Annotated in this window: 27 protein-coding genes; 6 read left to right on the top strand and 21 right to left on the bottom strand. The window is 52.1% G+C overall.

Annotated features, from left to right (window positions below; translation table 11 throughout):
• Positions 1-56 precede the first annotated feature (56 nt).
• Positions 57-1,055, top strand: coding sequence for a LacI family DNA-binding transcriptional regulator (locus ACJHXA_RS01810; RefSeq protein ID WP_000075377.1), 999 nt, complete (start codon positions 57-59; stop codon positions 1,053-1,055).
• Positions 1,056-1,165: 110 nt separating this feature from the next.
• Here ACJHXA_RS01810 and ompG read toward each other — a convergent pair whose 3' ends face one another.
• From ompG to pspA, 16 genes are all read right to left on the bottom strand, one after another.
• The gene (ompG, locus tag ACJHXA_RS01805) at positions 1,166-2,071 is read right to left on the bottom strand and encodes a monomeric porin OmpG (RefSeq protein ID WP_000735257.1); all 906 of its coding nucleotides are present in this window, start codon (positions 2,069-2,071) and stop codon (positions 1,166-1,168) included.
• A gap of 44 nt (positions 2,072-2,115) precedes the next feature.
• The gene (locus ACJHXA_RS01800) at positions 2,116-3,198 is read right to left on the bottom strand and encodes an ABC transporter ATP-binding protein (protein ID WP_000057977.1); all 1,083 of its coding nucleotides are present in this window, start codon (positions 3,196-3,198) and stop codon (positions 2,116-2,118) included.
• Positions 3,199-3,211: 13 nt separating this feature from the next.
• Positions 3,212-3,871 carry a beta-phosphoglucomutase gene (gene pgmB / locus ACJHXA_RS01795; protein ID WP_000775799.1) on the bottom strand — a complete coding sequence of 220 codons (660 nt, stop codon included), beginning with the start codon at positions 3,869-3,871 and terminating at the stop codon, positions 3,212-3,214.
• Positions 3,868-6,135 (bottom strand): kojibiose phosphorylase, encoded by a 2,268-nt coding sequence (ycjT, locus tag ACJHXA_RS01790; protein WP_000198012.1) that lies wholly within the window; start codon positions 6,133-6,135, stop codon positions 3,868-3,870. Before ycjT ends, pgmB begins: the two co-directional genes overlap by 4 nt.
• Positions 6,132-7,187, bottom strand: a complete 1,056-nt coding sequence (locus ACJHXA_RS01785) for a Gfo/Idh/MocA family protein (RefSeq protein WP_000833563.1) — start codon at positions 7,185-7,187, stop codon at positions 6,132-6,134. The genes ycjT and ACJHXA_RS01785 overlap by 4 nt, the downstream gene beginning before the upstream one ends.
• Before the next feature lie 9 nt (positions 7,188-7,196).
• Positions 7,197-7,985, bottom strand: coding sequence for a sugar phosphate isomerase/epimerase family protein (locus ACJHXA_RS01780; RefSeq protein WP_001315450.1), 789 nt, complete (start codon positions 7,983-7,985; stop codon positions 7,197-7,199).
• An 18-nt stretch (positions 7,986-8,003) separates the two neighbouring features.
• Positions 8,004-9,056: a zinc-dependent alcohol dehydrogenase gene (locus ACJHXA_RS01775; RefSeq protein ID WP_000737347.1), complete on the bottom strand. Its 1,053-nt coding sequence runs from the start codon at positions 9,054-9,056 to the stop codon at positions 8,004-8,006.
• Positions 9,057-9,086: 30 nt separating this feature from the next.
• On the bottom strand, positions 9,087-9,929 hold the full coding sequence (locus tag ACJHXA_RS01770; protein ID WP_000224659.1) for a carbohydrate ABC transporter permease: 843 nt from the start codon (positions 9,927-9,929) through the stop codon (positions 9,087-9,089).
• A complete protein-coding gene (locus ACJHXA_RS01765) occupies positions 9,916-10,797 on the bottom strand; it encodes a carbohydrate ABC transporter permease (RefSeq protein WP_001080790.1) in 882 nt (293 codons plus the stop codon). Before ACJHXA_RS01765 ends, ACJHXA_RS01770 begins: the two co-directional genes overlap by 14 nt.
• Before the next feature lie 20 nt (positions 10,798-10,817).
• Entirely contained in the window at positions 10,818-12,110 is a 1,293-nt protein-coding gene (locus tag ACJHXA_RS01760) for an ABC transporter substrate-binding protein (protein ID WP_000597458.1), read from the bottom strand.
• 13 nt (positions 12,111-12,123) lie between these two features.
• Complete coding sequence (gene ycjM / locus ACJHXA_RS01755; protein WP_000810516.1) at positions 12,124-13,803, bottom strand: glucosylglycerate phosphorylase; 1,680 nt, start codon at positions 13,801-13,803, stop codon at positions 12,124-12,126.
• A 211-nt stretch (positions 13,804-14,014) separates the two neighbouring features.
• Positions 14,015-14,329, bottom strand: a complete 315-nt coding sequence (gene pspE / locus ACJHXA_RS01750) for a thiosulfate sulfurtransferase PspE (RefSeq protein WP_000473109.1) — start codon at positions 14,327-14,329, stop codon at positions 14,015-14,017.
• 74 nt (positions 14,330-14,403) lie between these two features.
• A complete protein-coding gene (gene pspD, locus ACJHXA_RS01745; RefSeq protein WP_001295585.1) occupies positions 14,404-14,625 on the bottom strand; it encodes a phage shock protein PspD in 222 nt (73 codons plus the stop codon).
• An 8-nt stretch (positions 14,626-14,633) separates the two neighbouring features.
• Entirely contained in the window at positions 14,634-14,993 is a 360-nt protein-coding gene (gene pspC, locus ACJHXA_RS01740) for an envelope stress response membrane protein PspC (protein WP_000907387.1), read from the bottom strand.
• On the bottom strand, positions 14,993-15,217 hold the full coding sequence (pspB, locus tag ACJHXA_RS01735; RefSeq protein WP_001274963.1) for an envelope stress response membrane protein PspB: 225 nt from the start codon (positions 15,215-15,217) through the stop codon (positions 14,993-14,995). Before pspB ends, pspC begins: the two co-directional genes overlap by 1 nt.
• A 53-nt stretch (positions 15,218-15,270) precedes the next feature.
• Positions 15,271-15,939, bottom strand: a complete 669-nt coding sequence (gene pspA / locus ACJHXA_RS01730) for a phage shock protein PspA (protein ID WP_000511025.1) — start codon at positions 15,937-15,939, stop codon at positions 15,271-15,273.
• 166 nt (positions 15,940-16,105) lie between these two features.
• On the opposite strand from pspA, the gene pspF reads away from it, so the two are divergent.
• A complete protein-coding gene (gene pspF / locus ACJHXA_RS01725) occupies positions 16,106-17,083 on the top strand; it encodes a phage shock protein operon transcriptional activator (protein WP_001315447.1) in 978 nt (325 codons plus the stop codon).
• 119 nt (positions 17,084-17,202) lie between these two features.
• On the opposite strand, the gene puuE is transcribed toward pspF, so the two are convergent.
• The 5 genes from puuE to puuD all read right to left on the bottom strand — a co-directional run bounded on the left by puuE (position 17,203) and on the right by puuD (position 22,898).
• Entirely contained in the window at positions 17,203-18,468 is a 1,266-nt protein-coding gene (gene puuE / locus ACJHXA_RS01720) for a 4-aminobutyrate transaminase (protein WP_000069226.1), read from the bottom strand.
• 37 nt (positions 18,469-18,505) lie between these two features.
• Complete coding sequence (gene puuB / locus ACJHXA_RS01715) at positions 18,506-19,786, bottom strand: gamma-glutamylputrescine oxidase (protein ID WP_000134843.1); 1,281 nt, start codon at positions 19,784-19,786, stop codon at positions 18,506-18,508.
• 1 nt (position 19,787) lies between these two features.
• On the bottom strand, positions 19,788-21,275 hold the full coding sequence (gene puuC / locus ACJHXA_RS01710) for an aldehyde dehydrogenase PuuC (protein WP_001009111.1): 1,488 nt from the start codon (positions 21,273-21,275) through the stop codon (positions 19,788-19,790).
• A gap of 274 nt (positions 21,276-21,549) precedes the next feature.
• Positions 21,550-22,107 (bottom strand): HTH-type transcriptional regulator PuuR, encoded by a 558-nt coding sequence (gene puuR / locus ACJHXA_RS01705; protein WP_001278727.1) that lies wholly within the window; start codon positions 22,105-22,107, stop codon positions 21,550-21,552.
• 26 nt (positions 22,108-22,133) lie between these two features.
• Positions 22,134-22,898, bottom strand: coding sequence for a gamma-glutamyl-gamma-aminobutyrate hydrolase (puuD, locus tag ACJHXA_RS01700; protein WP_001307158.1), 765 nt, complete (start codon positions 22,896-22,898; stop codon positions 22,134-22,136).
• A gap of 211 nt (positions 22,899-23,109) precedes the next feature.
• Between puuD and puuA the strand changes: the two genes are divergently transcribed.
• From puuA to ACJHXA_RS01680, 4 genes are all read left to right on the top strand, one after another.
• On the top strand, positions 23,110-24,528 hold the full coding sequence (gene puuA / locus ACJHXA_RS01695; protein ID WP_001296746.1) for a glutamate-putrescine ligase: 1,419 nt from the start codon (positions 23,110-23,112) through the stop codon (positions 24,526-24,528).
• 148 nt (positions 24,529-24,676) lie between these two features.
• A complete protein-coding gene (locus ACJHXA_RS01690) occupies positions 24,677-24,841 on the top strand; it encodes a protein YmjE (RefSeq protein ID WP_120795382.1) in 165 nt (54 codons plus the stop codon).
• Positions 24,831-26,216: a putrescine/proton symporter PuuP gene (gene puuP, locus ACJHXA_RS01685; RefSeq protein ID WP_000996861.1), complete on the top strand. Its 1,386-nt coding sequence runs from the start codon at positions 24,831-24,833 to the stop codon at positions 26,214-26,216. Before ACJHXA_RS01690 ends, puuP begins: the two co-directional genes overlap by 11 nt.
• A gap of 133 nt (positions 26,217-26,349) precedes the next feature.
• Positions 26,350-26,595, top strand: coding sequence for a YmjA family protein (locus tag ACJHXA_RS01680; protein ID WP_001015099.1), 246 nt, complete (start codon positions 26,350-26,352; stop codon positions 26,593-26,595).
• Positions 26,596-26,611 lie beyond the last annotated feature (16 nt).

Genomic DNA, 26,611 nt, shown 5'->3' with positions numbered 1-26,611 from the left:
GACGGGCGAACTCCATAAGATGTGCAGCATTCACGTTCGGACGGAGTTCCTGACCTATGTCCCCTACTATTTATGATATTGCCAGGGTTGCAGGCGTATCAAAATCCACCGTATCACGCGTGCTGAATAAGCAAACTAATATCTCCCCGGAAGCGCGCGAAAAAGTGTTACGGGCCATTGAAGAATTACAGTATCAGCCAAACAAGCTGGCCCGCGCGCTGACCTCTTCGGGTTTTGATGCCATTATGGTGATTTCTACCCGTTCGACCAAAACTACGGCGGGTAATCCGTTTTTCTCTGAAGTTTTGCATGCCATCACCGCCAAAGCTGAAGAGGAAGGTTTCGACGTGATATTGCAGACGTCGCACAATCCGGCAGAAGACTTACAAAAATGTGAAAGCAAAATTAAGCAGAAAATGATTAAAGGCATTATTATGCTAAGTTCGCCAGCGGATGAGTCATTTTTTGCCCAACTTGATAAATACGATATTCCTGTCGTGGTGATTGGCAAAGTTGAAGGTCAATATGCCCATGTTTATTCTGTCGATACCGATAATTTTGGCGACAGCATTGCGTTGACCGATGCATTAATTGAAAGTGGGCATCAAAATATTGCCTGCCTGCATGCTCCGCTTGATGTCCATGTTTCAGTGGATCGGGTAAATGGTTATAAGCAGAGCCTGGCTGCGCATAATATTGCAGTGCGTGATGAATGGATTGTTGACGGCGGTTATACCCATGAAACAGCACTGCAAGCCGCGCGGGAATTATTAAGCCAGTCACCGTTGCCTGAGGCAGTGTTTGCTACTGACAGCCTGAAATTAATGAGTATTTATCGTGCGGCAGCAGAGAAAAATATTGCTATTCCGCAGCAGTTAGCGGTGGTGGGTTATAGTAATGAAACGCTGTCGTTTATTTTAACGCCTGCGCCAGGCGGTATTGATATCCCAACACAGGAGTTAGGTCAACAAAGCTGTGAGTTATTATTCCGCTTAATTTCTGGAAAACCGTCACCACAGAATATTACCGTTGCCACGCATATGACGCTGAAATAAATACCAGCTACCTTGCCTGAATGCCGGATGCGATGCTAGCGCATCTTATCCGGCCTACATTTATAGTTCGGATAAAGTACTCGTGCCGCATCCGGCAATTTAGCCCATTATCAGAACGAGTAATTTACGCCGACACCTGCATAATGGAATTTATCGCTGTCGCCTTCGTCGTGATCCTGCCACTCAAACGCGTATTCCAGCGAAACGGAAAGCCCGTTCTGGAAATCATAACCGTAAAATAAACCTACACGGTTAAAATCATGGCCTTCACGTTCAATATCATCCTGCCAGTCCCAGTTACTCCAGCGATCCAGCCCAATGCGCGTATACGGCGTCACCGAGTGGTTGCCGAGCGTCAGCGGCAAATAGGCGCGAATTTCTTGCGTAGAAAACTCACCGTTATTGCGGCTGTCGTCCATATTAAAGCCGCGCTCGAGATAATAGTTCACTCGCAAGGCAACCGTTTCGTTGAAGGTATATTGCAGGCCTGTTTCCGTTTCGACTCGGGTATCAGCGTAACCGGTCGTGTTCAGATCGTTGGCAAATTTATACATCGACAACCAACCGTTGAAACGTAAATCGTCAGTCAGTTTCACATCCCAGTCTGGCGCGATTTTCCAGCGCTGCATATTCGCCGTGTCTTTACCCGGTTCATCAACGTAGTGATAACCATAATTACGGAAACCGCCGGTCAGGCCGAAACTGAAATCATCGTTTTCGAGGAACTGATAATGCACCTCCAGCTCCGGGCGATCAAACCACGTTCCACGTTTACCCGCGCTATAATCTACCGGCCCTTCCTGATAATAGGCCAGAGCAATTCTCCACGGCCCGTTGGCGGCATTAAAATAGACTGAAGGCTCCGCCAGCCCATCCATATCTTCGCCATAACCCTCGACGTTTTCTATTTCGTACATCGCGCCGATATTAAAGTGCCAGTCGTTCCTTTCCTCGGCCTGTGCGCAGGCCATTCCCGCACACATCACCAGTGCGGTACAGGGTAATAACTTTTTCATTATTGTTCCTTGTATTATTCTGGGGGAATGCCTTCCCCCTGTATTTAGCGAATTGCTATTTCCGTTTCTGCATCAAAGAAATGACATTTCGTCATATCAAAATGAATAGTGATATTTTCTCCTGCATGATAATCATTTAACGCACCAGCACGGACCACTAACTCGTGCCCCCCAACCGTGGTGTAGAGCATAAATTCCGCACCGGTTAATTCTGCCACGCTAATTTTGGCGGAAATGTTATTTTCCTCTTGCGCGTCCGGATGAATATCTTCCGGACGTATTCCCATCACGATGGGCTTATGCAAACTTCCCTGTGTTTTCAGAACCGCTAATTTCTCTTCGGGAATGGTTAATTTAAGCGTTTCCGTAACGAATTTATCGCCATCGATCGTGCCACGAATAAAATTCATCGCCGGTGATCCAATAAATCCGGCAACAAACATATTCGCTGGTTGGTTATAAACCGTTTTCGGCGCACCAACTTGCTGAACAATCCCATCCTTCATAATCACAATCCGCGTCGCCATGGTCATCGCTTCGGTCTGATCGTGGGTCACGTAGATCATGGTGGTATTCAGCTTCTGGTGTAGCTTGCTGATCTCTGCGCGCATTTGCACGCGCAGCTTGGCATCAAGGTTAGAGAGCGGTTCATCCATTAAAAACACGCCCGCTTCGCGCACAATCGCCCGCCCGAGCGCCACACGCTGGCGTTGCCCGCCGGAAAGCGCGCCCGGCTTGCGTTTCAGGTACTCACGCAGGCCGAGAATTTGCGCCGCCCAGTTCACCCGCTCATCAATCACCTCTTTGGCGATTTTTTGCATCTTCAGGCCAAACGCCATGTTGTCGTAAACCGTCATATGCGGATACAACGCGTAGTTCTGGAACACCATCGCTATATTGCGTGCTTTGGCTGGAACGTCATTCATTCGTTTGCCGTCGATCAACAGATCGCCGCCGCTGATCTCCTCAAGCCCGGCAATCATGCGCAGGGTGGTCGACTTACCGCAGCCCGACGGGCCGACAAACACGATGAACTCTTTATCGGCAATTTCCAGGTTGAAGTCCTTCACCACATGCACCTGGTTATCGTAGATTTTTTGAATATGTTGTAACGAAAGCTGAGCCATGTTGATTCCTTTGCTATACGTTTTGCCAGAAGGCCGATAACCGCGACCAGGTCAGAGAGTCCGTTGAAGGCAACAGTAATTGCGCCCCGGTTAAGCCCGCGCCGATCCCCACCGAGCGCATACCGCTGGCGTTAATGGCGTCAATGCCCGCCTGCGCATCTTCAATGCCGATACATGCCTGCGGCGGCACGCCCAGCCCGGCACAGGCGGCGAGAAAGATTTCCGGGTCCGGTTTCGAGTTTTTAAGTTGGGAAGCATCCGCGCAGAAGGTGAAAAACTCGCGCAGCTCCAGCGCCGCTAAAATCGTCGGCGCATTCAGGGAGACAGAAGCCAGCCCAACCGGGATCTGCTGTGCACGGAGATCTGCCAGCAAAGAGCGAATGCCGGGTAGAACAGCGCTGACCGTCAACTCGCGCAGTGAGTGGACATAGAGCAGATTTTTGCGATACGCCAGTTGCGCCCTCTCCTGCGAGTTAAAGTCGCCCTCTTTGCCCCCGTGTTGCAGAATGCGCCGCAGAGACTCATCGCGGCTGATCCCTTTTAGGGATTCGTTAAACTGCGCATCAATGCTGATGCCAATTTCAGCGGCAATCTGCTGCCACGCCTGGAAATGCAGATGCGCGGTATCGGTGATTACACCATCCAGATCGAAAATTACCCCTTGCAGTTTCATTCATCCTCCTGATGTGTGGTAGCGGTCCCATTGAAGGGCAAAATAAAATCACCCAAACAGAAAACAGATTCTTCAGCCACGGATATAAGCTGACCGTTCAAACGCAGTGAAACGGGCGCAGAAGTTCGAATCGCAATACGCTGCGCGTCAAGAGTGACCTGTAATTCGCAGCCCTGCCAGAACAGAGGGAAAGACAACTGTTGCCACTGCTCAGGTAACGCCGGATTGAGATGCAATTCACCGTCACGCACGCTCACCCCGGCAAAACCCTGAATCGCCCCCAGCCAGATAGCGCCAGTTGCGGCAGCATGGATACCATCATCACAACTATGCGGATCAGCACCAAGATCGATTTCAGTCCCCTCGCGCCAGAACTGATAACTTTGGGTCAGCAGGCCACAGCGTGCGGCAACAATGCCGTGGATTGCTTTACTTAATGACGAGTCGTGAATAGTGCGCGGTTCATAAAATTGCAGATTGGCAAGACACGATGCCGCTGAGAACTGCTCCGGCAGCATGTAATTGAGCATCACCACATCAGCTTGTTTGAGGATTTGCATCTCGTTCACTTCTGCGCGTGAATAATCCAGCAGAATGGTTTGCTTCCCCGCCGCCGCTTTGTATTTCGCCAGATTAATCGCCGGCTTAGCCATAAACGAATCATCCTGCGGCAAAACGCCGTCGGGCTGAATTTCTGGCAGCCGCAGTTCTTTAAGGAACATTTCGGCGCGATGGATAAACGCATCGTCGCTACAGCCAAACTGGCGGGCAATACTCAGCGCCTGCTGGACGTTGTAATACGCCATATAGCTGGTGAAGGCGTTATTATTGACATGTTCGGTATATTCGTCAGGCCCAATAACATCATGAATTTCCAGACGGTCGTTAACCCTCACCGCGCGGCTAATCCAGAACTTTGCAGTTTCCAGAAGTAGCGCCATGCCTTCATGCGCAATGAAACTTTCATCCCCCGTGGTCTGCCAGTATTGAATAACCGCCCAGGCGATATCGGCCACCAGATGATGTTCCGCCTGCGCCGAGGCCACTTTTTGCCGCAGCCCGGTGCGAATGTTAATGGCGGCAAATTCCGGCGTCTCTTCTTCGCCGCTGCGCGCGCTTTCCCACGGAAATAGCGCGCCCTGCCAGCCGTTGCGTCGCGCTTTCTCCTGCGCGCCTGGCAAGTTGTGCCAGCGATAACGCAGTAAACTTCGGGCAACCGTCGGATCGCTAAACAGATGAAACGGTAACAAAAATACTTCTGTATCCCAGAAAACGTGGCCTTTGTAGCCTTCGCCGGTTAAGCCTTTTGCCGCAATGCTGCTGCGCTCGTCGTGGGCAGGCGTCATGATGCGCAGATGATAAAGCGCATAATCTAACGCTTGCTGATCGTGCGCTTCGCCGCCATTTACCGTGATACGACGTTTCTGCCACCATTGACGCCAGTTTTCTGTTGATACTGCAAGAAGTTGGTCGTAACTCTGCTGCGCGCACATTTCAAGCTGGCGAAGCGACGCGCTGCCCCACTCGTCTAAAACGGCTTGCCTGTCATCCCGCCAGTCGATCCACACCAGTTTTTGCAACGTCACTGTCTCGCCTGCATGAAGCTGCGCACTGGTATGTTGCTGCAAACGGCGCTCTTTGGCGGTATAGCATTGCTGCACATCACCGCTCACCATACAGCAACAGCTGATGGCCACATCACTGCGTCCATCCTGGGTGGTGTAGATCCCCTGCATCAGATGCTGACCAAACACCCGCACCTGGGTTTCGTCGAGATGTTGGCGACCGTGGTTGGTTTGCGTGGCGTCGATACCTGTTGAAATCAGCACTGACGCGTCGGCGTCCAGTGGCGTAATAGTGATTTCCAGCACAATGAGCGGCAGTTGGTCTGCCGAAACAAAGCGACGGCTGGCGATGGTGTAACCTGTGCCGTTGCTGGTACGCCAGACAACGCTACGGCGTAATTCTCCACTGGCAAAGTCAAGTTCACGCTGCCAGGCTTCGCGGGATAACGAGAAAACCTCACCATTTATGGCAATCTCCATCCCCAAGATATCAGGCAGGTTCACCAGTTCGTTGATTTCACCTTTTCCCGCCCGATGATACAGCCCCGCCAGATACATCCCTCGCGTCTGGCGCGTGTAATCTTCTTCATGGCTGGCGCGAAGCCCAAGATAGCCGTTCCCCTGCGCCATCAGCGATGCATACTTGTTCAGGGTATGCTGGCTGAAATGGGGTTCTGATAACGTTACTGGCCTGGTCATAATTCCACACGCGTCCCTGTTTCTGCGGATTGATACAACGCCGCCACCAGTTGCTGGATGATGTACCCCTGCTCGGCGTCGGCTATCATCACGGGCTTGCCCTGTACGTGATTGATAAAGGCTTCCATGCTGCGCAAATGGCGGTTGTCGTCTGCCAGTTCCCGTTGCATCAGCGTCATTAATTCACCGTTGTTATCGGTGTAGATATGTGCTGGAAACAGCGTCGCACCGGCTTTATCACCACAAAAGCTGACGTTCATAATCGACTGTTCGCGGATGTTGAGTGCAAATGACGTTTCCAGCCACAGAATGCCGCCGTTATGAAATTCAATGGTGCCAAATAACGAATCTTCGACGCTGTAAGTTGCCGGATCCCACTCGCCAAATTGACCGCAGCTCTTTTGCGTGCCGATCTTTTGAAAGCTATGCGCATTCACGCTTTTCACCGCCGGAAAGCCCAGCACATACATCGCCGCATCCAGCATATGAATGCCGATGTCGATAAGCGGGCCACCACCCTGCAGTTCTTTATTGGTAAAGACACCCCAGCCGGGAACGCCGCAGCGACGCAGGGCGCGGGCGGTGGTAACGTAAATCTCTCCCAAAACGCCGTTGGTCACCTGTTCACGCAGCTGTTGCGTATCGAGCGCAAAACGATGGTGAAAGTCGTAGGCCAGCACCTTGCCCTGTTTGCGCGCGGTATCGCACATTTCCCGCGCCTGTTCTGGCGTCATGGCGGGCGGTTTTTCGCACATCACATGGCAGCCCGCTTCCAGTGCCATCAGGGTATGTTCGTAATGAAAACGGTTAGGTGAGCAGACGCTAACCACATCAGGTTTCACCGCCAGCAGCATGGCCTGCGGATCGTCCCACACGGATGCATTACCGTATTTATCTGCCAGCGCCTGCGCCTGGGAAAGGCGGCTATCACAGACAGCCACCAGTTCCAGATCGTTGCGGGTGCAGTAGTACGAAGCATGAACCTTATCCGCCACCTGGCCTGCGCCTATTATCGCGACCCGCAGCGGAGAGCTTGTCATTGCACTTTTCACAAAGACCTCTTAGCAGGTACGCAACCAGGCCAACGAATCACGGTACGCCTGGGCAGGATCTTCTGCCCGGATACGCCCTTCATACACCACATAACCCTGATAGTTATCGGCGCGCAGCTGTTCAAACAGCGCGTGGAAATCGAGGGTGCCACTGCCCGGCTGGTAACGATGGTTATCGGCAATATGCACATGACCGAGCAGGTCACGGTTGTCGTGCAGCGCCTGCGCCAGGTTATCTTCTTCGATGTTCATGTGATAGAAATCGCCGATAATCTGCACATGTTTAAGATTGTTTTCGACGATGTAACGACGAGCATCGGCGAGGGTGTTGATCATATGATCCTGATAGCGGTTTAACGGTTCGAGATACACCACGGTTCCGGTACGCGCGGCGACCTGTTCCAGTACGCGCAGGGAATCACTCACCATTTTGCGGTCGCCGTCCAGGCTACGCGGCGAGGTCATCGGCGGTAAGCGGAAGGTAAACATGCCCCACGCTGCCGGAACGACGATGCCTTTACCCCCCACTTCTGCCAGCGCTTCGAGAATGCGTTCGATCTGCTTTAAGCCATTAAGACGACGCTCTTCGATAAAGTCACCAATCCAGCCGTCATAGCCACCGCAGGTGGTGGTCACCGGTAAACCAGTTTCTTTGATCGCCGCTTTGACTTCTTCGAGATTGTTGACCAGCAGTTTGCCGTCGATCTCAAAACCATCGAAACCCATCTCTTTGATATAACGAAATTTCTCCAGAATATTTTCCGGAAAGAACGCCTGATTCTGTGTGCCTATTTTCATTTTTTTCATTCCTTTGAATTAAAACGTAACGCCCATTTTGATGCTCTGTTCCGGATGCTGGTCGACATACTGCATGTAGCTTTCCGGGCTATTGGCAAAGGTCACCACCGGGTCGATTAGATCTTCACAATTGAGATAACCGTTCATCAGCAGTTCCCAACAGGTTTCTTCGATACGCTTGCGGCTCCAGCGCGGATAATCCGGGTTCGGTTCGCTGCACGCGCGGGAGAAGACAATTTTGGCGTTATTGAAATGGGCTTCGCGTCCGAGGTTAAAACCTTCGGCAAACGGTTTGGCAAACGCAACATACGAGATGGTGCCGCCATAAGCCAGGCCGCGGAGCGCCGATTGCAGCGCGTCGGCGTAACCGCTGGTTTCGATAATCACATCGGCACCCTGCTTGCCGGTCAGCGTTTTGATCTCTTTACCTACGTCAGTGCCGATGGGGTTAAGGCAGAAATCCGCACCGTGGCGACGGGCAATATCACAGCGATGGGCGATAGGATCGACGCCAATTACCACCGATGCGCCAGCGCGTTTCGCCAGTTGGATGGCTATTTGACCAATCGCGCCAAGCCCTACCACCACCACAAAATCACCCACGCGCACGTTGGCATCGCGCACGCCGCTCATGGCAAACTGCGCCGGGTCGTAACAGACGGCGTTTTTCCAGGAGCTGCCTTGCGGCATTTTGCGCAGCTTGTAGTTATTCACCGCGTTAATGATGACCGTCTCGGAGAGTGGGCCGTAGCCGCATACGCTGTCGCCCACCGCGTAGTCGGTTACGTCGCTGCCGCACTCGATAATGTCGCCAACCACCATGTTGCCAAGCTGGAATTTGCCAAACTCAATGCCGCGCGGCGCATCTGCCGGACGCGGAGTGAACATCTGCCATTCACCGTTAAAGTCTTCATCGATAAACGGGCTGGCGGCGCGGAAGTCGACCACTTCCGTTCCGTGTTTCGGTGCGCCGAAACGCACGCGGATTTTCACTTCATTGGCTAAAATCGCCCGATCTTCATACTCAACCAGCGCAGCAACACGCGGTGCTGTGGCTACTAACTTTTTCATTTAAAACTCCTTGTAAAGAAACTGGCCGCTTTAGCCCTTCACGCCACCGGCGGTCAAACCACTCTTAATAAAACGTTCCGAAAGCGCATACATAATCACCACCGGCAATGCGGTCACCAGTGAGGCCGCCATCATCCGTCCCCAGATGTAATCTGGCGTACTGAACAGCGCGTTCAGGCCCACCGGTAAGGTGAAATTGCTGGCGCTGGAGAGGAAAATCGACGCAAACAGATAGTCGTTCCACGCCACCATAAAGCAGTAGACGAACACGGATATCAGCCCGGACATCGCCAACGGCACGGTGATGCGGAAGATAATTTGCAGACGGTTGAGGCCATCCATCATCGCCGCTTCTTCGATCTCATCGGGGATGGTGTCGAAGTAGCTTTTCAGCATAAACACGGCGGTGGGCAGAGTTTGCGTCACCATGGTGATGATCAGCGCCATCTCGGTGTCGTAAATGCCCAGCGCGGTGATGATTTTGAACAGCGGCACCACCAGCAAAATGCCAGAGAACATATACACCGTGTAAAAGCTGGCATTGATGGTCATCCGACCTTTAAAGCGCAGGCGGGAAAGCGCGTAAGCCCCAAGAATGCCGAGGAATACCGCCACCACGGATGAAACCACCGACACCACCAGACTGTTACGGAAGTAGTCGACAAACGGGAAAATCATCGGGTTAAAAATGTCGACGTAATGCTCCAGCGTCCACTGCTGCGGCAGCAGCGTAGGATGCAGTGAGATCGCCTCTTTCGCGCCCTTGAACGAGGTCATCAGCATCACAAAAAATGGAAACAGCGTGATGATGAGAAACAGCGCCAGCCCGCAGTAAAAACCGATGCGACTGAGTGTGCGTTTATTTGTTGCCATTGAGGTTCACCCGTTTCCTGGTCAGCAGAATGACAGCGAAAATAATGATGAAGAGCACCACCGAGATCGCCGCCGCTTTTCCTAAATCATTAAAGGCAAAGGCGGTTTTGTAGAGATATACACCGAGAATATCGACCTTGGTCGTCAGCAAATAAACATCCGCGAACATGTAGAACATCCAGATGGTGCGCAGGGTCACCACCGTCGCCAGGACCGGCATAATCGCGGGCAGCGTGACGATACGAAACCGTTGCCAGGCATTAGCGCCATCCATCTCTGCCGCTTCGTACAGCGATTTGTCGATGGTCTGCAAAATCGCCAGAAACGAGATAAAGGCATACGGGAAGTAGCGCCAGATGGCGAACAGCACCACCAGCACAAAGCTACTGCCCGGATTATCGAACCACAGCGGTGCCTGCTCATAGAGATGCAGAAGATCGACGCCGAGGTAGTTCACAATGCCGTAGCCGTTGTTGAACATGTATTTCCAGGCAAACACCAGCGAAATGGACGGCGTTACGTAGGAGAGGATCACCAGCGAACGCGCGGTTTTGCGCAGACGGAACTCGCGGTTGAAAAACATCGCCACTGCCAGCCCGAGCACGGTGCTGCCCGCCACCACCAGCGCGGTATACCAGACCGTCATCCACAGCGAGTGCCAGAAGCCGGGATCGGAGAGGATACGCACATAGTTACTCACCCCAACAAAGGTTGACTCGATGTTGGGATTGAGCGGCAGACGTAAAAAACTGATTTCGATATTCGACACCATCGGCCACGCCACCAGACCGCCCAGCAGTAATAAGCTGGGCGCGAGAAGCAACAGCGCAAAGGGCATATCGGAACGACCTGAAAAAAGCCTGTTCATTGCGGATTCCTGTCCGGGGTTTAGTGCTGTTCGATCAGTTCATCCAGCTTTTTCTGGCTCGCTTGCAGCGTGCCAGGGAGATCGGCTTTACCCACGGTGACGTTATGCACCATGGAGCTCACCACTCCAGACCCCGTCACATCACCCATGCGGGTAAAGTTTTTATCCCCTACTGCACCAAAGACCTGAATATTTGGCAGTTCACCGATTAGCTGATTCGGTAGTTCACCCAGCGCCTTAATAACGTCGTTGTCTTTCCAGGTGGCGGTAGTGACAACCGCTTTATTCACCGGCAGCGCAGCACCTGGCGACATCATCACCCAGTCGGCAATGTTGTCTGCCTGCTCCATAAAGGTGACAAATTTTTCTGCTGCTTCCGTCTCTTCGGTCTTTTGCCCGGCGGTAATGGTCAGCGAGGTCAACATGCCGTAGACCGCAGAGTTTTTCTCGGTTGGCACCACGAAACCGACGTTTTTCGGGTCGCCTTCTTTAATCACAGCCGGAAGGATATAGGTGGAGTAAATCGCCATCGGCGCGGTGCCGTTCATAAAGGCGTCTTTCACTTCCATGATGTCGTTAGAACCCGGCATAGTGTTGGCAGCAAGGTCGCGGTAATAGGTCAGTGCCTGCATCATCTCTGGTGTATCAAGGGTGATTTTGCCTTCGGCGTTAAAGACGTTAGCCTGGTTGGATAACGCAAACTGGGAGAAGGATTGTTCCGTCAACACGCTTTCTGCTGTAGGCAGCGCAATGCCGTATTTTTTATTCGCCGGGTCATTCAGTTTCTGTGCAACGTCCAGCAGCTGTTGCCAGTTTTTCGGCTCCTCAAGCCCCGCTTTTGCCAGCACATCTTTGCGATACCAGATACCGCCAATCCAGGCGCTGACAGGAACACCGGTCCATGCGCTACCATCTTCGGTACGCACAATACGCAGTACGCCATCGTAAAACGCGCCTTCACCAACGTTGCTGATGACTGTGGCAACCGCTTTGCGATCGATAAGCTGCTCTTTGTCCATCACTTTGGCGTAGTCATGGCTGGTTTCGATCACTTCCGGCAGCGAACCGCTACGTGAAAGAGTAATGACTTTAGTGTTATAGGCATCTTCTTCCACGGGCACTTGCTTAACGGTGATGCCAGGGTTTTCTTTTTCAAAACGGGCAATCAATTTACTGATAACGGCCTGGCGCTCCTGCTCCACCGAAGAATGCATAAATTCGATGGATACATTCGTTTTATTTTCTTCTTTACAGCCTGAAATCAGGGCGCAGGAAACCAGTGCTGATAACAGCACGATTTTTGATTTAATCATGAGATGTTCCTTTTTATTTAATCCACATAACCTGCCAGGGGCGCAGCGTTATTTCATTACCCAATATATCAACTTCACTAATCAGATCCCGACCATGCAGATTAGTAATATTTACATGCTGAATATTTTTACTGACATTAAACAATCCAGTCAGACAATTACCATCAGCGTTACTTCTTTGAATACGCATTACGGATGAATTAATCGTATCAATGGTAAAATTATTATCCGGATGAAACTCGTTATGGCTGCGACGAAGTGTAATTAAACGCGACAACTCATGATATACCGCATGCCTTAATGTAGCTTCATCGTTCAGTTCTCGGGTTATCTCTTTACTGTGATATTTTTTACGGTTAATCGCACGGTTATATCCGAGTTTTTCGACACCTGCGTAATCATTACGCGAGCCAAGAATACTTTGAATATATATCGCTGGCACACCGGGGAAACTTAACAAAATCGCATGGGCGAGAATAAACCTGGCGCAACGTTCTTCATCGCTACTCTCACGGCGGCTTAACGCATCCATATAGGTCACATTTATTTCATACGGACTGCGTGTACCGTCGGGATTATTTTTCCAGTTTACTAATGCACCTTCCTGCTGTAACGCCTCGACCAGCTCTAATATTTCGCTTTCAGGCAACAAGCCCCGTAGCGGGTTTAGCCCGATGCCATCGTGAGAGGCGAGGAAGTTAAACCAGGTGGTGTTGCTGGAAGGTAGTGTCAGGTTTTGCGCCCACGCACAAAGCGCCTCAACGTTCTGTTTTTGCACCGCATGCAGCACCAGTGGCGGCAGCGAGAACTGGTACACCATATGTGCTTCGTCATCGCCTGCGCCAAAGTAAGCAATGTTGTCTTTATGCGGAACATTGGTCTCGGTAATGATCACTGTACCTGGCGCAACGTTATCAATAATCGACCGTAACAGTTTGATAATCAGATGTGTTTTTTCCAGATGGATGCAGCTTGTTCCCGGCTCTTTCCACATAAAGCCAACGGCATCCAGGCGGACATACTCAGCACCTTTCGCAAGGTAACAGAGTAAAACATCCACCATCGCCAGCAACACTTCAGGGCTACGGTAATTCAGGTCAATTTGATCGTCACTAAAGGTGGTCCATAAATGGCGCGTTGAATGATCGCGCATCTGGAATGGCGTTAATAACGGTAACGCACGCGGGCGAGTGACGGCGCTGAGATCGGTTTGCGGGTCAACGGCAATAAAAAAATCTTCAAAACCTGGATGCTGTTGTAAATAGTTTTTAAACCATTCACTTTTTGCCGACATATGGTTGCAGACAAAATCAAACATTAAATGACTACATTCACCGAGTTGCTGAATATCCTGCCACTCCCCCGCTTCACTGGCGACCTGTTGATAATCAATTACCGAAAAGCCATCATCAGATGACCATGGATAAAACGGCAACAAATGAACATGTGAAAAAATGCTTTGCAGCCATTGATGGTAAAACTGATTAAATGTGGGTAATGGTTTTAAATCATTGCTGTGAAATTGATCGGCATAGGTAATTAACACGACATCACTTTCATCCCAGTGTTTTTTACGTCGCTGTGTAATTAATCGTTTCGCACTCTCAAGACGCGTTACAAGTTTCTGTAAATGAGTTGCGGTAAATGTTCCACCGTAGATTTCGTCCAGGTAATCCGTAATTTTCTGTTTCATGTTGCCTTTCCGTGGTAGCGGTCCCATGAAACGAGAGACTACTCCGCAGAAAATAAACTGTCAATTGAGCACAAGGGTTTTAGTCACGCAGGAAATCATTTTTTACCAGGGAAAAAGCGTATTTGTGAGCTGACGCAAATAATCTATGGGGATGTAAATAAGGTGTGACAGAAAAAAAACGGCGCATAAGCGCCGCTCATGGTGAATTCTTTTAACCTTTGACCTTCGGCATTGCGATGTCTTTCAGGCCACCGGCGTTCTCAACGTGGGTATATCCCATCTCGCTAAGGATCTCTTTTGCTTGCCCTGACTGGCGTCCGGCATTGCAATACACTTTCACGGTGTCGTTTTTATCCGGAACGGCGGTGGCAATGCGCTCTTTCACTTCCTTCAGGGGAATATTGATGGCCCCCTGAACGTGCTCTTGCTGATACTGCTCTGGAACACGAACATCGATCCAGTGTTCAGCGGCGAAAACGGGCAGTGAAAACACCAGTGCCAGAGCAAGTAAGCCTTTTTTAAACATGTAAGCGTCCTTCTATGGATGAAAATTGCCATCCATTATACGCCTGAGATTTAACAATTTTTGCGAAACTCCCCTCACCTTTTATAACGCTGTGCCAGTTTATTAGCAGCCCGACTTAACAGCGGTTCCAGCGCCACAGCCAGCAACATTTTCAGCGGTCGGCGAGCAACTGATTTTATCGCCCAGCCCGCCACACCCGCCGGGCCATAGCGCAGTGCGGTAAGAAGTACCAGCTTGCCTGCTAATTTGAAACCAGGCTTTACCTTTTGCCCGGCCTGTTGCCAGCGAGTATTCATAACTTTCCTCACAGTTGACGGAAACGGCTACGTAACGTGAAAGTATCGGAAGTGACATAACGTTCCATCTCGCGTAAACGCGTTTCACTTGCCGCCAGTTCACGGTCGACTTCATCCAGCAATTCGCTGCTGGAAGGTAGCTGCTCACCAAAGGCCATGTTGTCCGGCATTGGATCAAGCGCAAATGACAAAATGATGTAAGCAACCAGGGTAAACAGCGCCAGACCGAAGAAAATCGACAGCACCACCAGGATACGCACCAGTTTTACCGGTACATCAAAATAGTTGGCAATCCCGGCGCAGACGCCGCGGACCATGCCCTGCTGTGGAATACGCCATAATTTTTTATTGAGATTAATGCCCGCCATTAGCGATCCCTCCAGTTCGGATGTTCTGCATCAAGAATAGATTCCAGCGCCTGAATACGTTCGCGCATCCGTTTTGCTTCATCAGCCAGTTGCGCTAATCGCTGCTGCTCACTTTGCGACAATTCACTGCGACCAGAACGATTGCTGTAATGCAGCCATAACCAGATCGGTAAAACAAACAGCACAAAAATGGTTAACGGAATAGCCAGAAATAGCGCGCTCATAAGTACTCCTTAGACGATGAGCGGCGGCGCGTTCGGACGCCGCCTGGATGTTATTATTGATTGTCTTGCTTCATTTTGGCTTTTAATTGTGCCAGTTGTTCGCTGATTGCATCATCGGCTTTCAGTTCGGCAAACTGATCGTCCAGCGATTTTTGTTTACCGAAGCTGTGGCTTTCTGCTTCCGCTTCCATCTGGTCAATACGACGTTCGAAAGATTCGAAACGAGCCATTGCTTCATCCAGTTTGCCACTGTCCAGCTGACGACGCACATCGCGCGACGAGTTTGCCGCCTGATGACGTAACATCAATGCCTGCTGGCGAGCGCGTGTTTCGCTCAATTTGTTTTCCAGCTCACCGATCTCTTTCTTCATGCGTGCCAGCGTGTCGTCCACCAGCGTCACTTCATGTTCCAGGCTCTTAATCAGATCGGTCAGTTTCTGTTTTTCAATTAACGCTGCACGTGCCAAATCCTCTCTCTCTTTCAGCAGCGCCAGTTCGGCTTTTTCCTGCCATTCAACTTCACGCGCCGACGCTTGTTCAATACGGCGAGTCAGCTGTTTCTTTTCTGCCAACGCACGCGCCGAAGTAGAACGTACTTCAACCAGTGTATCTTCCATCTCCTGGATCATCAGACGAACCAGTTTCTGTGGATCTTCCGCTTTCTCTAACAGAGCGTTGATGTTGGCATTCACGATGTCGGCAAAGCGAGAAAAAATACCCATAATGTTGTCCTCTTGATTTCTGCGTTCAGGATTGTCCTGCTGAACTGTTAATACAATTTGCGTGCCAATTTTTTATCTTTTTGATTTATAAAGATCTGATTGAAGAATCAACAGCAACATGCCAGGATGAGTTAGCGAATTACACTAACAAGTGGCGAATTTCATCATGGCAGAATACAAAGATAATTTACTTGGTGAGGCGAACAGCTTTCTCGAAGTGCTGGAACAGGTTTCGCATCTCGCACCGCTGGACAAACCGGTGCTCATCATCGGCGAACGCGGCACCGGTAAAGAGCTGATTGCCAGCCGCCTGCATTATCTCTCCTCCCGTTGGCAAGGGCCGTTTATTTCCCTTAACTGCGCGGCGTTAAATGAAAATCTGCTGGATTCCGAACTGTTTGGTCACGAAGCGGGGGCGTTTACCGGTGCGCAAAAACGTCATCCTGGGAGATTTGAACGTGCCGACGGCGGTACGCTATTTCTTGATGAACTCGCTACGGCACCGATGATGGTGCAGGAGAAATTATTGCGCGTGATTGAGTACGGTGAACTGGAGCGCGTTGGCGGCAGCCAGCCATTGCAGGTGAATGTGCGGTTGGTATGCGCGACGAATGCCGATCTCCCGGCGATGGTCAATGAAGGCACTTTTCGCGCTGACCTGCTCGACCGACTGGCTTTTGATGTTGTACAACTGCCACCACTGCGCGAGCGCGAAAGCGACATAATGTTGATGGCAGAACACTTTGCCATCCAGATGTGTCGGGAAATCAAGCTGCCTCTGTTCCCGGGGTTTACGGAGCGCGCCAAAGAAACATTGCTGAATTATCGTTGGCCGGGAAATATTCGTGAATTGAAAAACGTGGTGGAACGTTCAGTGTATCGCCACGGCACCAGCGATTATCCGCTTGATGACATCATTATTGATCCCTTTAAACGGCGTCCGCCTGAAGACACTATCGCCGTTTCAGAAACCACCTCGCTTCCAACACTGCCGCTGGATTTACGTGAGTTTCAGATGCAGCAGGAAAAAGAGTTGCTGCAACTCAGTTTGCAACAAGGGAAATATAACCAGAAGCGCGCGGCTGAATTACTGGGGTTAACTTATCATCAGTTCCGCGCGTTGTTGAAAAAGCACCAGATTTAGCGAAGTTGAGCAATACAACTTGCCGGATGCGGCGTGAATGCTTTATTCGGCATACATAATCAATACGTCGTTTGCAGGCCTGATAAGCGCAGCGCATCAGACATTATTGCGTTGGGCTATTAATCGCTCAGCGCATCCTGCAAAATTTTCATTGCCGCATCGAATTGCGCATCCGGGATGGTCAGCGGATACAGGAAGCGAATCACGTTGCCGTATGCGCCACAGGTCAGCAGGAGCAGCCCCTGCGCCAGCGCGCGTTGCTGGATTTTCTGTGCAATCGCCGCTGACGGCTCGCCCGTTTGCGGATCGTTAAACTCTGCCGCAATCATCGACCCCAGGCCGCGTACCGCAGCAATGGCCGGAACGCTTTCTTTGGCATCAATCAACGTGTTTTTGAGACGCTGGCCCAGTTGATTCGCGCGTTCGCAGAGTGATTCTTTGTCGATAATATTGAGCACCGCGTGCGCGGCAGCCACCGCCAGCGGGTTCCCGGCGTAGGTGCCACCCAACCCGCCCGGCGCGGGCGCGTCCATAATATTCGCGTTACCGACCACGCCCGAAAGCGGCATCCCGCCCGCGAGGCTTTTCGCCATCGTCATTAAGTCCGGCTTATCGGCGTAATGATCCATGGCAAACAGTTTACCGGTACGCGCAAAGCCGCTTTGCACTTCATCGGCAATCATCACAATACCGTGCTCGTCGCACAGGCGGCGAATGGCGGCAACCAGCTCTTTTGGCGCAACGTTGAAACCGCCCTCGCCCTGCACCGGTTCGAAAATAATGGCCGCGACCTGCTTCGCTTCGATGTCTGATTTAAACAAGCGTTCGATGGCGTCGAGGGAGTCCTGTGTTGAAATGCCGTGTAAATCTGACGGATAAGGTACGTGATACACCGAACCAGGGAACGGGCCGAAGCCGATTTTGTACGGCGCAACTTTTCCGGTCAGCGCCATGGTCATATATGTACGACCGTGGAAGCCACCGCTAAACGCAATCACGCCAGGTCGTCCGGTATGGGCGCGAGCAATTTTCACCGCGTTTTCCACCGCTTCCGCACCGGTAGTGAAGAATGCGGTTTTAGCCTGCCCGCTCACTGGGGCAAGGGCGTTAATTTTCTCCGCCAGCGTGACGTAGCTTTCGTACGGCACAATCTGATACGCGGTGTGGGTAAACTGTTGCAATTGCTGCTCCACCGCCGCGACCAGATCAGGGTGGCGATGCCCGGTATTCAGCACCGCAATGCCTGCGGCGAAATCGATGTATTCGTTGCCCTCTACGTCCTTCAGCGTAGCGTTTTCTGCCGACTGGGCGAAGAAGTTACACATCACGCCAACCCCGCGTGGGGTAGCAGAAAGACGACGCTGATGGAATTCATTGTTGCTCATGTTTCACACCTTTTGACTCTTCACTGTTAATCGGAAATTAAACGCCCAGACGATCGCGCAGGCTGTAATAAGCCGCGCCCATCGCGGTAAATGGCACGCGCAGCGTGCGCCCGCCGGGGAACGGGTAATGCGGCAGATTGGCGAAGGCATCGAAACGTTCGGCGTCGCCGCGCAGCAGTTCGGCAATCAGACGCCCGGCAAGATGGGTACAGGTGACGCCGTGGCCGCTGTAGCCCTGCATGTAATAGATGTTGGTATCAAGGCGACCGAACTGCGGCATGCGCGACAAGGTCAGCAGGAAGTTGCCCGTCCAGCGGTAATCAATTTTCACGCCCTTCAGCTGCGGGAAGGTTTTCAGCAGTTTCGGCACCACAAGGCGCTCAACGTCATCCGGGTCGCGCGCGCCGTAGACCACGCCGCCGCCGTACAGCAGGCGGTTGTCGGCGGTAAGACGGTAGTAATCAAGCAGATAGTTACAGTCTTCCACACAGTAGTTTTTCGGGATCAGCGAACGGGCTAAATCTTCCGACAGCCGTTCGGTGGTGATCACCTGCGTGCCGCACGGCATGCTGCGTTTCGCCAGTTCCGGCTCTACTTTATCGCCCAGATACGCATTCCCGGCGACAATCACATACTTCGCCGTCACCTGACCTTTGGCAGTTCGCACAACGGCTGGCGTGGTGTGCTGGATCTGCGTCACGGCAGAAAGTTCATACACGCGCCCGCCGTTGAGGCGGATGGCGTCCGCTTCGCCAATGGCGAGGTTTAGCGGATGAATATGCCCACCGCTGTGATCCAGCAGCGCACCGGTATAGCGATCGCTGGCTACTTCACGGCGAATGGCGTTGGCGTCCAGCAATTCCAGCTGTTTATTGCCGTAGCGTTCCCAGTTCTCTTTCTGCTCTTCAAGTGTGGCGAGCTGTTTATCATTCATCGCCACAAACAGGCCGCCGGGGCGGTAGTCGCAGTCAATCTGATAACGTTTGATACGTTCGCGGATGATCTCACCACCTTCGAACATCATGCTGCCGAGCATACGGGCGGTGTCCATGCCGTAGCTTTTTTCGATCACGTCGATGTCGCGGCTGTAGGAGTTCACAAGCTGCCCGCCATTGCGCCCGCTTGCGCCAAAGCCGATGCGTGAGGCTTCGAGAACCACTACGTCAAAGCCCGCTTCCGCCAGATGCAGCGCGGAAGAGAGCCCGGTATAGCCGCCGCCGACCACGCAAACGTCGCAGGAAATCGACTCATTCAGCGTGTCGAATGGCGCGTATTTATTCGCACTGGCGGCGTAGTAACTGCTGGTATGTTCGGTCATTTCAGGCCTCCAGGCTTATCCAGATGGTTTTCAGTTCGGTGAATTTTTCAAGGGCATGCAGGGATTTGTCGCGACCGTTGCCGCTCTGCTTATAGCCGCCAAACGGCACGGTCATATCGCCGTCGTTGTAGTTATTGACGAAGACGGAACCAGCCTTCAGGCGGCGGCTCATGCGGTGCGCGCGGGAGAGGTCGCGCGTCCATACCGCCGCGCCAAGGCCGTACTGGCTGTCGTTGGCAAGCTGTAGCGCCTGGTCTTCTGATGTGAAACGCGTGACCACCAGCACCGGACCGAAAATCTCTTCGCGGCTTAAGGACGCATTCGGGTCTACATCCACAAAGATGGTCGGGCCGATGGCGGCAGCCAGCTCAGCGTTACGACCATCCAGCAGCAGTTGCCCTTTGCTTTCGCCTTCCCGAATAAAGCTATGGACCGAGTCGGCGTGGGCGCAGTCGATTAAGGTGCCCATGGTGGTTGCGGGATCAAGTGGATGGCCCGGCTGCCAGTTTTGCGCCTGCTGTTTTAACAGGGCTAAGAATTCATCGGCGATGCTCTCTTCCAGCAACAAACGCGTTCCGGCGATGCACACCTGGCCCTGGTTGTAGAAGATGCCTGCGGCGGTGGCGCTTGCCGCTTTTTGCAGATCCGGACAATCGGCGAAAACGAGGTTGGCGCTTTTGCCGCCCGCTTCCAGCCAGACGCGTTTCATGTTGCTGTCGCCCGCATCTTTCAGCAGCTGTTTCCCGGTACGGGTTGAACCGGTAAAGGCAATGGCGTCGATATCGTTATGACGCGACAGCGCCTGCCCCGCTTCATGACCAAAACCCGTCACCACGTTCAACACACCATCCGGCAAGCCTGCTTCTTTCGCCAGCCCCGCGAGACGAATCGCACTGAGCGGTGATTTTTCAGACGGTTTTAGAATCACGCTGTTTCCCGCCGCCAGCGCCGGGCCGAGTTTCCAGCAAGTCAGCAACAGCGGGAAGTTCCACGGCACGATGGCGGCAATCACGCCGACCGGTTCACGCACGATCATCGCCAGCTCATGGCTACTGGTGGTCGCCACTTCGCCATACACTTTGTCGATCGCTTCGGCGTACCAGCGAATGGCGCGCGCCGCGCCGGGAATATCATCACGCAGACTGTGACGAATCGGTTTGCCGGTGTCGAGAGTTTCCAGCAGTGCCAGCTCTTCGGCGTGGGCTTCCATTAAATCGGCGAGTTTATTCAGTACCGCTTTACGTTTAGCCGGAGAAGAGAGTGACCAGTCGCCGCGTTCAAATACGCCGCGTGCTGCGCTCACCGCACGGTCGATATCGACGCTCTTGCCGCGGGCAATTTTCGCCAGCGGTGCCTGGGTGACCGGATCAACGGTTTCAAAGGTTTCATTTTCCGCCGCAGCAGTATATTCACCGTTAATAAATAAGCGGTTTTCAATGGCGAGACTTAACGCTTTATCCTGCCAGTAAGCCAGATGATGAAAATTCATTATGACTCCTGTTTCACGTCTATCAGATATATGCAGTTTGTGAACGTCAGGGCGCAGAGATCCCCGGGCCGTATGCCCGTTTATTTCTGGCGACATTCTTTATATACACTTCATCCTTCAAGCCGCCTCTGCCTTGGCTGCGTTCGCTCCCCCGAATCACTTACCTGAGTAAGCTCATCGGGATTCGCTCACTTGCCGCCTTGATGCAACTTGAATGATTTTGTGTATAGATTGCCGGGCGCATTGCGCTTACCCGGCTTACAGAACAAAAAGATTAAAACGTGGTGGGCGTATGGGCGCTGATAATTCGGCAAATACCTGCCGACGTATTACTGAAACTGTGCGGTATGCCGGTATTAATGGCATAACTTTGCCCCGCGACGAGGTGGTAATCCTGACCATTAATCGTCAGAACAATTTCACCTTCCAGTACTGTGCCTATTTCCTCACCCTGATGCTTAATTCTTTCCCCAGTGGTTGTGCCCGGCTGGTACGTTTCAAAGATCATCGCCAGCGTGCGATTCGGGTTACCGTTATGAACCAGCTTCATTGACACACCCTGACTGCCCATCTCAATTAAGTCGTCCTGATTAATGACGACCTGCGGCTCATCAGGTTTTTCCGGCTCGGAAAAGAATTCCGAGAGTGACAGACCATACACCTTCAGCAGCTTTTGCAGCGTACTGATGGCAGGGCTGACTTTATCTTGTTCTATCGTACTGATAGCACTGTGAGTCAGCCCGGAGAGTTCGGCGGCACGACGTTGTGAAAGCCCCTGCTGCTGGCGGATTTCCGACAAGCGTTTTCCTGGCGCCAGTCCCTCATCACTCATATTTGCATTTCCTTAAACTGTAGTGGTCAGAGTCGCTGTTTTTCAGCGATATGGTGCTGACAAGCGGTGATAAAGCCCTCGAACAATATACGCGAAAGCGCGTACTCGCTACTGTTCCATTCCGGGTGCCACTGTACGCCCAGCGCAAAAGGATGATTGATGACGCTAACCGCCTCAACTAAGCCATCCGGCGAGCGAGCTTCAACACGCAACCGTGGGCTAACGACCTTCGCCCCTTGCCCATGCAGAGAGTTTACCCAAAAGTTGCTACATTCAGGTAACAACGCAGACAGTAATCCCCCCTCTTCAACCTGAACTTCATGCGACGGTGCATATTGCTGTTCCACCGGCAGTTCGGGATCTTCCCGATGTTCCAGCAATTCAGGCTGTTCGCACAGCTTGCGATGCAACGAACCACCGGTTGCCACCACCAGTTCCTGTAAACCCCGGCAGATGGCGAAAATGGGGATGCGCCTTTCGAGTGCGGCATTAATTAACGCCATGCTCAGAAGATCACGCCCGGGATCGGCGTCAGGCTCATCGCCGTTTTCACCATATAGGTGCGGCTGCACATTGCTGGGACTACCAGGAAGATAAATGCCATCGAGTTTCGGCAAAAGTTGTTCAAGTAATGACGGTTCCGCCAGCGCATGTGGTAGCGCAATTGGCAAGCCGCCTGCGTGGATGATGGCATTCAGGTACTTTTCTTGCAGAGTCTGGGTCGCATGACCCTTAAGCCTGTTCCTGCACATTACGACACCGATAACCGGATTGTTCATTATATTTTCCATGCTCAATCTCACAAAGTGGACTAAATTATCGCCATTACTGCGGTTTAAATGACCTTTATGTTCAATATTTTTTCAATCTAGCAGTGGGTTTTCATTTTTGCAAACTCAATTTAACATTTGACAAACATTTAGTTTGCATACAGATTCGAATGGTGGTCATTATATTTTACGCTTTGATAACGAGCGGAAAACAAACCAAAGGCGAAGAATCATGGAAACCAATATCGTTGAAGTAGAGAACTTTGTTCAGCAGTCAGAAGAGAGGCGGGGTAGCGCCTTTACGCAGGAAGTGAAACGCTACCTGGAGCGCTACCCGAATACGCAATATGTTGATGTTTTACTTACTGATTTGAATGGTTGCTTCCGTGGAAAACGTATCCCTGTTTCAAGCCTGAAGAAGTTGGAGAAAGGGTGTTATTTCCCGGCCTCGGTGTTTGCAATGGATATTCTGGGCAACGTAGTAGAAGAAGCGGGTCTGGGTCAGGAAATGGGCGAGCCGGATCGTACTTGTGTTCCTGTTCTCGGTTCCTTAACCCCTTCTGCCGCCGATCCAGAGTTTATCGGTCAGATGCTCCTGACCATGGTCGATGAAGATGGCGCTCCCTTTGACGTTGAGCCGCGGAACGTTCTTAACCGCCTGTGGCAGCAGCTACGCCAGCGCGGATTGTTCCCGGTTGTAGCGGTAGAGCTGGAGTTCTATTTACTGGATCGTCAGCGCGACGCTGAAGGGTATCTGCAACCGCCCTGCGCGCCCGGCACCGATGACCGCAATACACAAAGCCAGGTTTACTCCGTTGATAACCTCAACCACTTCGCCGATGTGCTCAATGATATTGATGAACTGGCGCAGTTACAGTTAATTCCCGCCGACGGTGCGGTCGCCGAAGCCTCGCCGGGTCAGTTTGAAATCAACCTTTACCATACCGATAACGTGCTGGAAGCCTGCGATGATGCGCTGGCGCTAAAACGCCTGGTGCGTCTGATGGCAGAAAAGCATAAGATGCACGCCACTTTTATGGCGAAGCCGTATGAAGAGCACGCGGGCAGCGGAATGCATATCCATATCAGTATGCAAAATAACCGTGGCGAGAACGTGCTTTCTGACGCGGAAGGCGAAGATTCGCCGCTGCTGAAAAAGATGCTCGCCGGGATGATTGACCTGATGCCGTCGTCGATGGCGTTGCTGGCACCAAACGTGAACTCGTATCGCCGCTTCCAGCCGGGAATGTATGTGCCGACGCAGGCGTCGTGGGGCCATAACAACCGCACCGTCGCCCTGCGTATTCCGTGCGGCGACCGTCATAATCACCGCGTGGAATATCGCGTGGCGGGTGCCGATGCCAACCCATATCTGGTGATGGCAGCGATTTTTGCCGGTATTTTGCATGGCCTTGATAACGAGCTGCCGTTGCAGGAAGAAGTCGAAGGCAACGGGCTGGAACAGGAAGGCTTACCCTTCCCGATTCGCCAGAGCGATGCCCTGGGTGAGTTTATCGAGAATGATCACCTGCGCCGCTATTTAGGCGAACGGTTTTGCCATGTGTATCACGCCTGTAAAAATGATGAGCTGTTGCAGTTTGAGCGCCTCATCACAGAAACAGAAATTGAGTGGATGTTGAAAAACGCGTAATTCCCCATGCGGGGTTGTTTCATCGGCCTGAGCGGAGCCAGGCCTGACATTTGCTGGTAATCCAGACATTTCCCGGATGTCGCGTTATGGAGCGCAGGCGGCAACGGGCTTCCGTTAACGATTAAGACTGTGACGAGGAAATGAGATGATGCCGATGATTAAATCCCCGCATGGCGAGGGAGGCTGCGTATGCGCCCCTCCTGCTACTGACTGGACTCCGCCCCCTTTGCTTCCCTTGCTAAACAGGTTTGATTTCAGGTCGACACGACCGCAAACCTTATTACGCAGGGGAGGCAGCAATTATGGCTATTAATTCACCACTGAATATTGCTGCGCAACCCGGCAAAACCCGTCTGCGAAAATCACTGAAATTGTGGCAGGTGGTAATGATGGGTCTGGCCTATCTCACGCCGATGACCGTATTTGATACTTTTGGTATTGTCTCCGGCATTAGCGACGGTCACGTTCCAGCGTCCTATTTGCTGGCGCTGGCGGGCGTGCTGTTTACCGCTATCAGCTACGGCAAACTGGTTCGCCAGTTTCCGGAGGCCGGTTCGGCCTATACCTACGCGCAAAAGTCGATTAATCCGCACGTCGGATTTATGGTCGGCTGGTCATCACTGCTGGATTATCTCTTTTTGCCAATGATCAACGTTTTGTTGGCGAAAATCTATCTCTCCGCCCTCTTCCCGGAAGTGCCGCCGTGGGTGTGGGTGGTAACCTTCGTCGCCATTTTAACCGCCGCGAATCTGAAGAGCGTCAACCTGGTCGCTAACTTCAATACCCTGTTTGTACTGGTGCAAATCTCCATCATGGTGGTGTTTATCTTCCTGGTGGTTCAGGGACTGCATAAAGGAGAAGGCGTTGGCACCGTCTGGTCACTTCAGCCGTTTATCAGCGAGAACGCGCACCTGATCCCGATTATTACCGGTGCGACGATTGTCTGTTTCTCGTTCCTCGGTTTCGATGCGGTGACCACGCTTTCGGAAGAGACGCCGGACGCCGCACGCGTGATCCCGAAAGCCATCTTCCTGACGGCGGTATACGGCGGCGTTATCTTTATCGCGGCGTCGTTCTTTATGCAGCTGTTCTTTCCCGATATCAGCCGCTTTAAAGACCCGGACGCCGCACTGCCTGAAATTGCGCTGTACGTCGGCGGTAAGCTGTTCCAGTCGATTTTCCTTTGCACCACGTTTGTGAACACGTTAGCGTCTGGCCTGGCCTCACATGCCAGCGTGTCACGTCTGCTGTATGTGATGGGGCGCGACAATGTGTTTCCGGAGCGCGTGTTTGGCTATGTGCATCCGAAATGGCGGACTCCGGCACTGAACGTCATTATGGTCGGGATTGTCGCGATGTCGGCGCTGTTCTTCGATTTAGTTACCGCCACAGCGTTAATTAACTTCGGCGCGTTGGTAGCGTTTACCTTCGTTAACCTGTCGGTGTTCAACCACTTCTGGCGGCGCAAAGGAATGAATAAAAGCTGGAAGGAACACTTCCACTATTTATTAATGCCGCTGGTTGGCGCGCTGACGGTGGGCGTGCTGTGGATTAACCTCGAAGCCACCTCGCTGACGCTGGGTCTGGTATGGGCTTCGTTAGGCGGCGCATATTTGTGGTATCTGATCCGCCGCTATCGCAAAGTGCCGCTGTACGAAGGTGACAGAACGCCAGTGAGCGAAACGTAATAGTCGGATGCGCGCCGCATTATCCTGCCTGAGGGTAATGCGCCGCGCCATTAACTATAAAAAGATGTATGACCCGGATCACGAGTGCTATCATCCGCCCTTATGCTTAGCGCATTAACCCCAGGGGCAAATAATGAACCACGATATCCCGCTAAAATATTTTGATATTGCCGATGAGTACGCGACCGAATGCGCAGAGCCTGTCGCAGACGCTGAACGCACACCGCTGGCCCACTACTTCCAGTTACTGCTCACCCGTTTGATGAACAATGAAGAGATCAGCGAAGAAGCCCAACATGAAATGGCTGCTGAAGCGGGGATTAATCCCGTACGCATTGATGAGATCGCAGAGTTTTTGAATCAATGGGGTAATGAGTAATTATTTAATTGCAGAC

This window comes from Escherichia sp. WS33 (assembly GCF_046486385.1).
Lineage (GTDB): Bacteria > Pseudomonadota > Gammaproteobacteria > Enterobacterales > Enterobacteriaceae > ECMA0423.
The sequence above is the reverse complement of the archived record's forward strand: the minus strand, read 5'-3'. Positions and strand labels throughout refer to the sequence as shown.

Bases quoted from the DNA above. Each gene is read 5' to 3' on its own strand.
- ACJHXA_RS01810 (WP_000075377.1), top strand. From the start codon at position 57: ATGTCCCCTACTATTTATGATATTGCCAGGGTTGCAGGCGTATCAAAA.
- ompG (WP_000735257.1), bottom strand. From the start codon at position 2,071: ATGAAAAAGTTATTACCCTGTACCGCACTGGTGATGTGTGCGGGAATG.
- ACJHXA_RS01800 (WP_000057977.1), bottom strand. From the start codon at position 3,198: ATGGCTCAGCTTTCGTTACAACATATTCAAAAAATCTACGATAACCAG.
- pgmB (WP_000775799.1), bottom strand. From the start codon at position 3,871: ATGAAACTGCAAGGGGTAATTTTCGATCTGGATGGTGTAATCACCGAT.
- ycjT (WP_000198012.1), bottom strand. From the start codon at position 6,135: ATGACCAGGCCAGTAACGTTATCAGAACCCCATTTCAGCCAGCATACC.
- ACJHXA_RS01780 (WP_001315450.1), bottom strand. From the start codon at position 7,985: ATGAAAATAGGCACACAGAATCAGGCGTTCTTTCCGGAAAATATTCTG.
- ACJHXA_RS01775 (WP_000737347.1), bottom strand. From the start codon at position 9,056: ATGAAAAAGTTAGTAGCCACAGCACCGCGTGTTGCTGCGCTGGTTGAG.
- ACJHXA_RS01770 (WP_000224659.1), bottom strand. From the start codon at position 9,929: ATGGCAACAAATAAACGCACACTCAGTCGCATCGGTTTTTACTGCGGG.
- ACJHXA_RS01765 (WP_001080790.1), bottom strand. From the start codon at position 10,797: ATGAACAGGCTTTTTTCAGGTCGTTCCGATATGCCCTTTGCGCTGTTG.
- ACJHXA_RS01760 (WP_000597458.1), bottom strand. From the start codon at position 12,110: ATGATTAAATCAAAAATCGTGCTGTTATCAGCACTGGTTTCCTGCGCC.
- ycjM (WP_000810516.1), bottom strand. From the start codon at position 13,803: ATGAAACAGAAAATTACGGATTACCTGGACGAAATCTACGGTGGAACA.
- pspE (WP_000473109.1), bottom strand. From the start codon at position 14,329: ATGTTTAAAAAAGGCTTACTTGCTCTGGCACTGGTGTTTTCACTGCCC.
- pspD (WP_001295585.1), bottom strand. From the start codon at position 14,625: ATGAATACTCGCTGGCAACAGGCCGGGCAAAAGGTAAAGCCTGGTTTC.
- pspC (WP_000907387.1), bottom strand. From the start codon at position 14,993: ATGGCGGGCATTAATCTCAATAAAAAATTATGGCGTATTCCACAGCAG.
- pspB (WP_001274963.1), bottom strand. From the start codon at position 15,217: ATGAGCGCGCTATTTCTGGCTATTCCGTTAACCATTTTTGTGCTGTTT.
- pspA (WP_000511025.1), bottom strand. From the start codon at position 15,939: ATGGGTATTTTTTCTCGCTTTGCCGACATCGTGAATGCCAACATCAAC.
- pspF (WP_001315447.1), top strand. From the start codon at position 16,106: ATGGCAGAATACAAAGATAATTTACTTGGTGAGGCGAACAGCTTTCTC.
- puuE (WP_000069226.1), bottom strand. From the start codon at position 18,468: ATGAGCAACAATGAATTCCATCAGCGTCGTCTTTCTGCTACCCCACGC.
- puuB (WP_000134843.1), bottom strand. From the start codon at position 19,786: ATGACCGAACATACCAGCAGTTACTACGCCGCCAGTGCGAATAAATAC.
- puuC (WP_001009111.1), bottom strand. From the start codon at position 21,275: ATGAATTTTCATCATCTGGCTTACTGGCAGGATAAAGCGTTAAGTCTC.
- puuR (WP_001278727.1), bottom strand. From the start codon at position 22,107: ATGAGTGATGAGGGACTGGCGCCAGGAAAACGCTTGTCGGAAATCCGC.
- puuD (WP_001307158.1), bottom strand. From the start codon at position 22,898: ATGGAAAATATAATGAACAATCCGGTTATCGGTGTCGTAATGTGCAGG.
- puuA (WP_001296746.1), top strand. From the start codon at position 23,110: ATGGAAACCAATATCGTTGAAGTAGAGAACTTTGTTCAGCAGTCAGAA.
- ACJHXA_RS01690 (WP_120795382.1), top strand. From the start codon at position 24,677: ATGCCGATGATTAAATCCCCGCATGGCGAGGGAGGCTGCGTATGCGCC.
- puuP (WP_000996861.1), top strand. From the start codon at position 24,831: ATGGCTATTAATTCACCACTGAATATTGCTGCGCAACCCGGCAAAACC.
- ACJHXA_RS01680 (WP_001015099.1), top strand. From the start codon at position 26,350: ATGAACCACGATATCCCGCTAAAATATTTTGATATTGCCGATGAGTAC.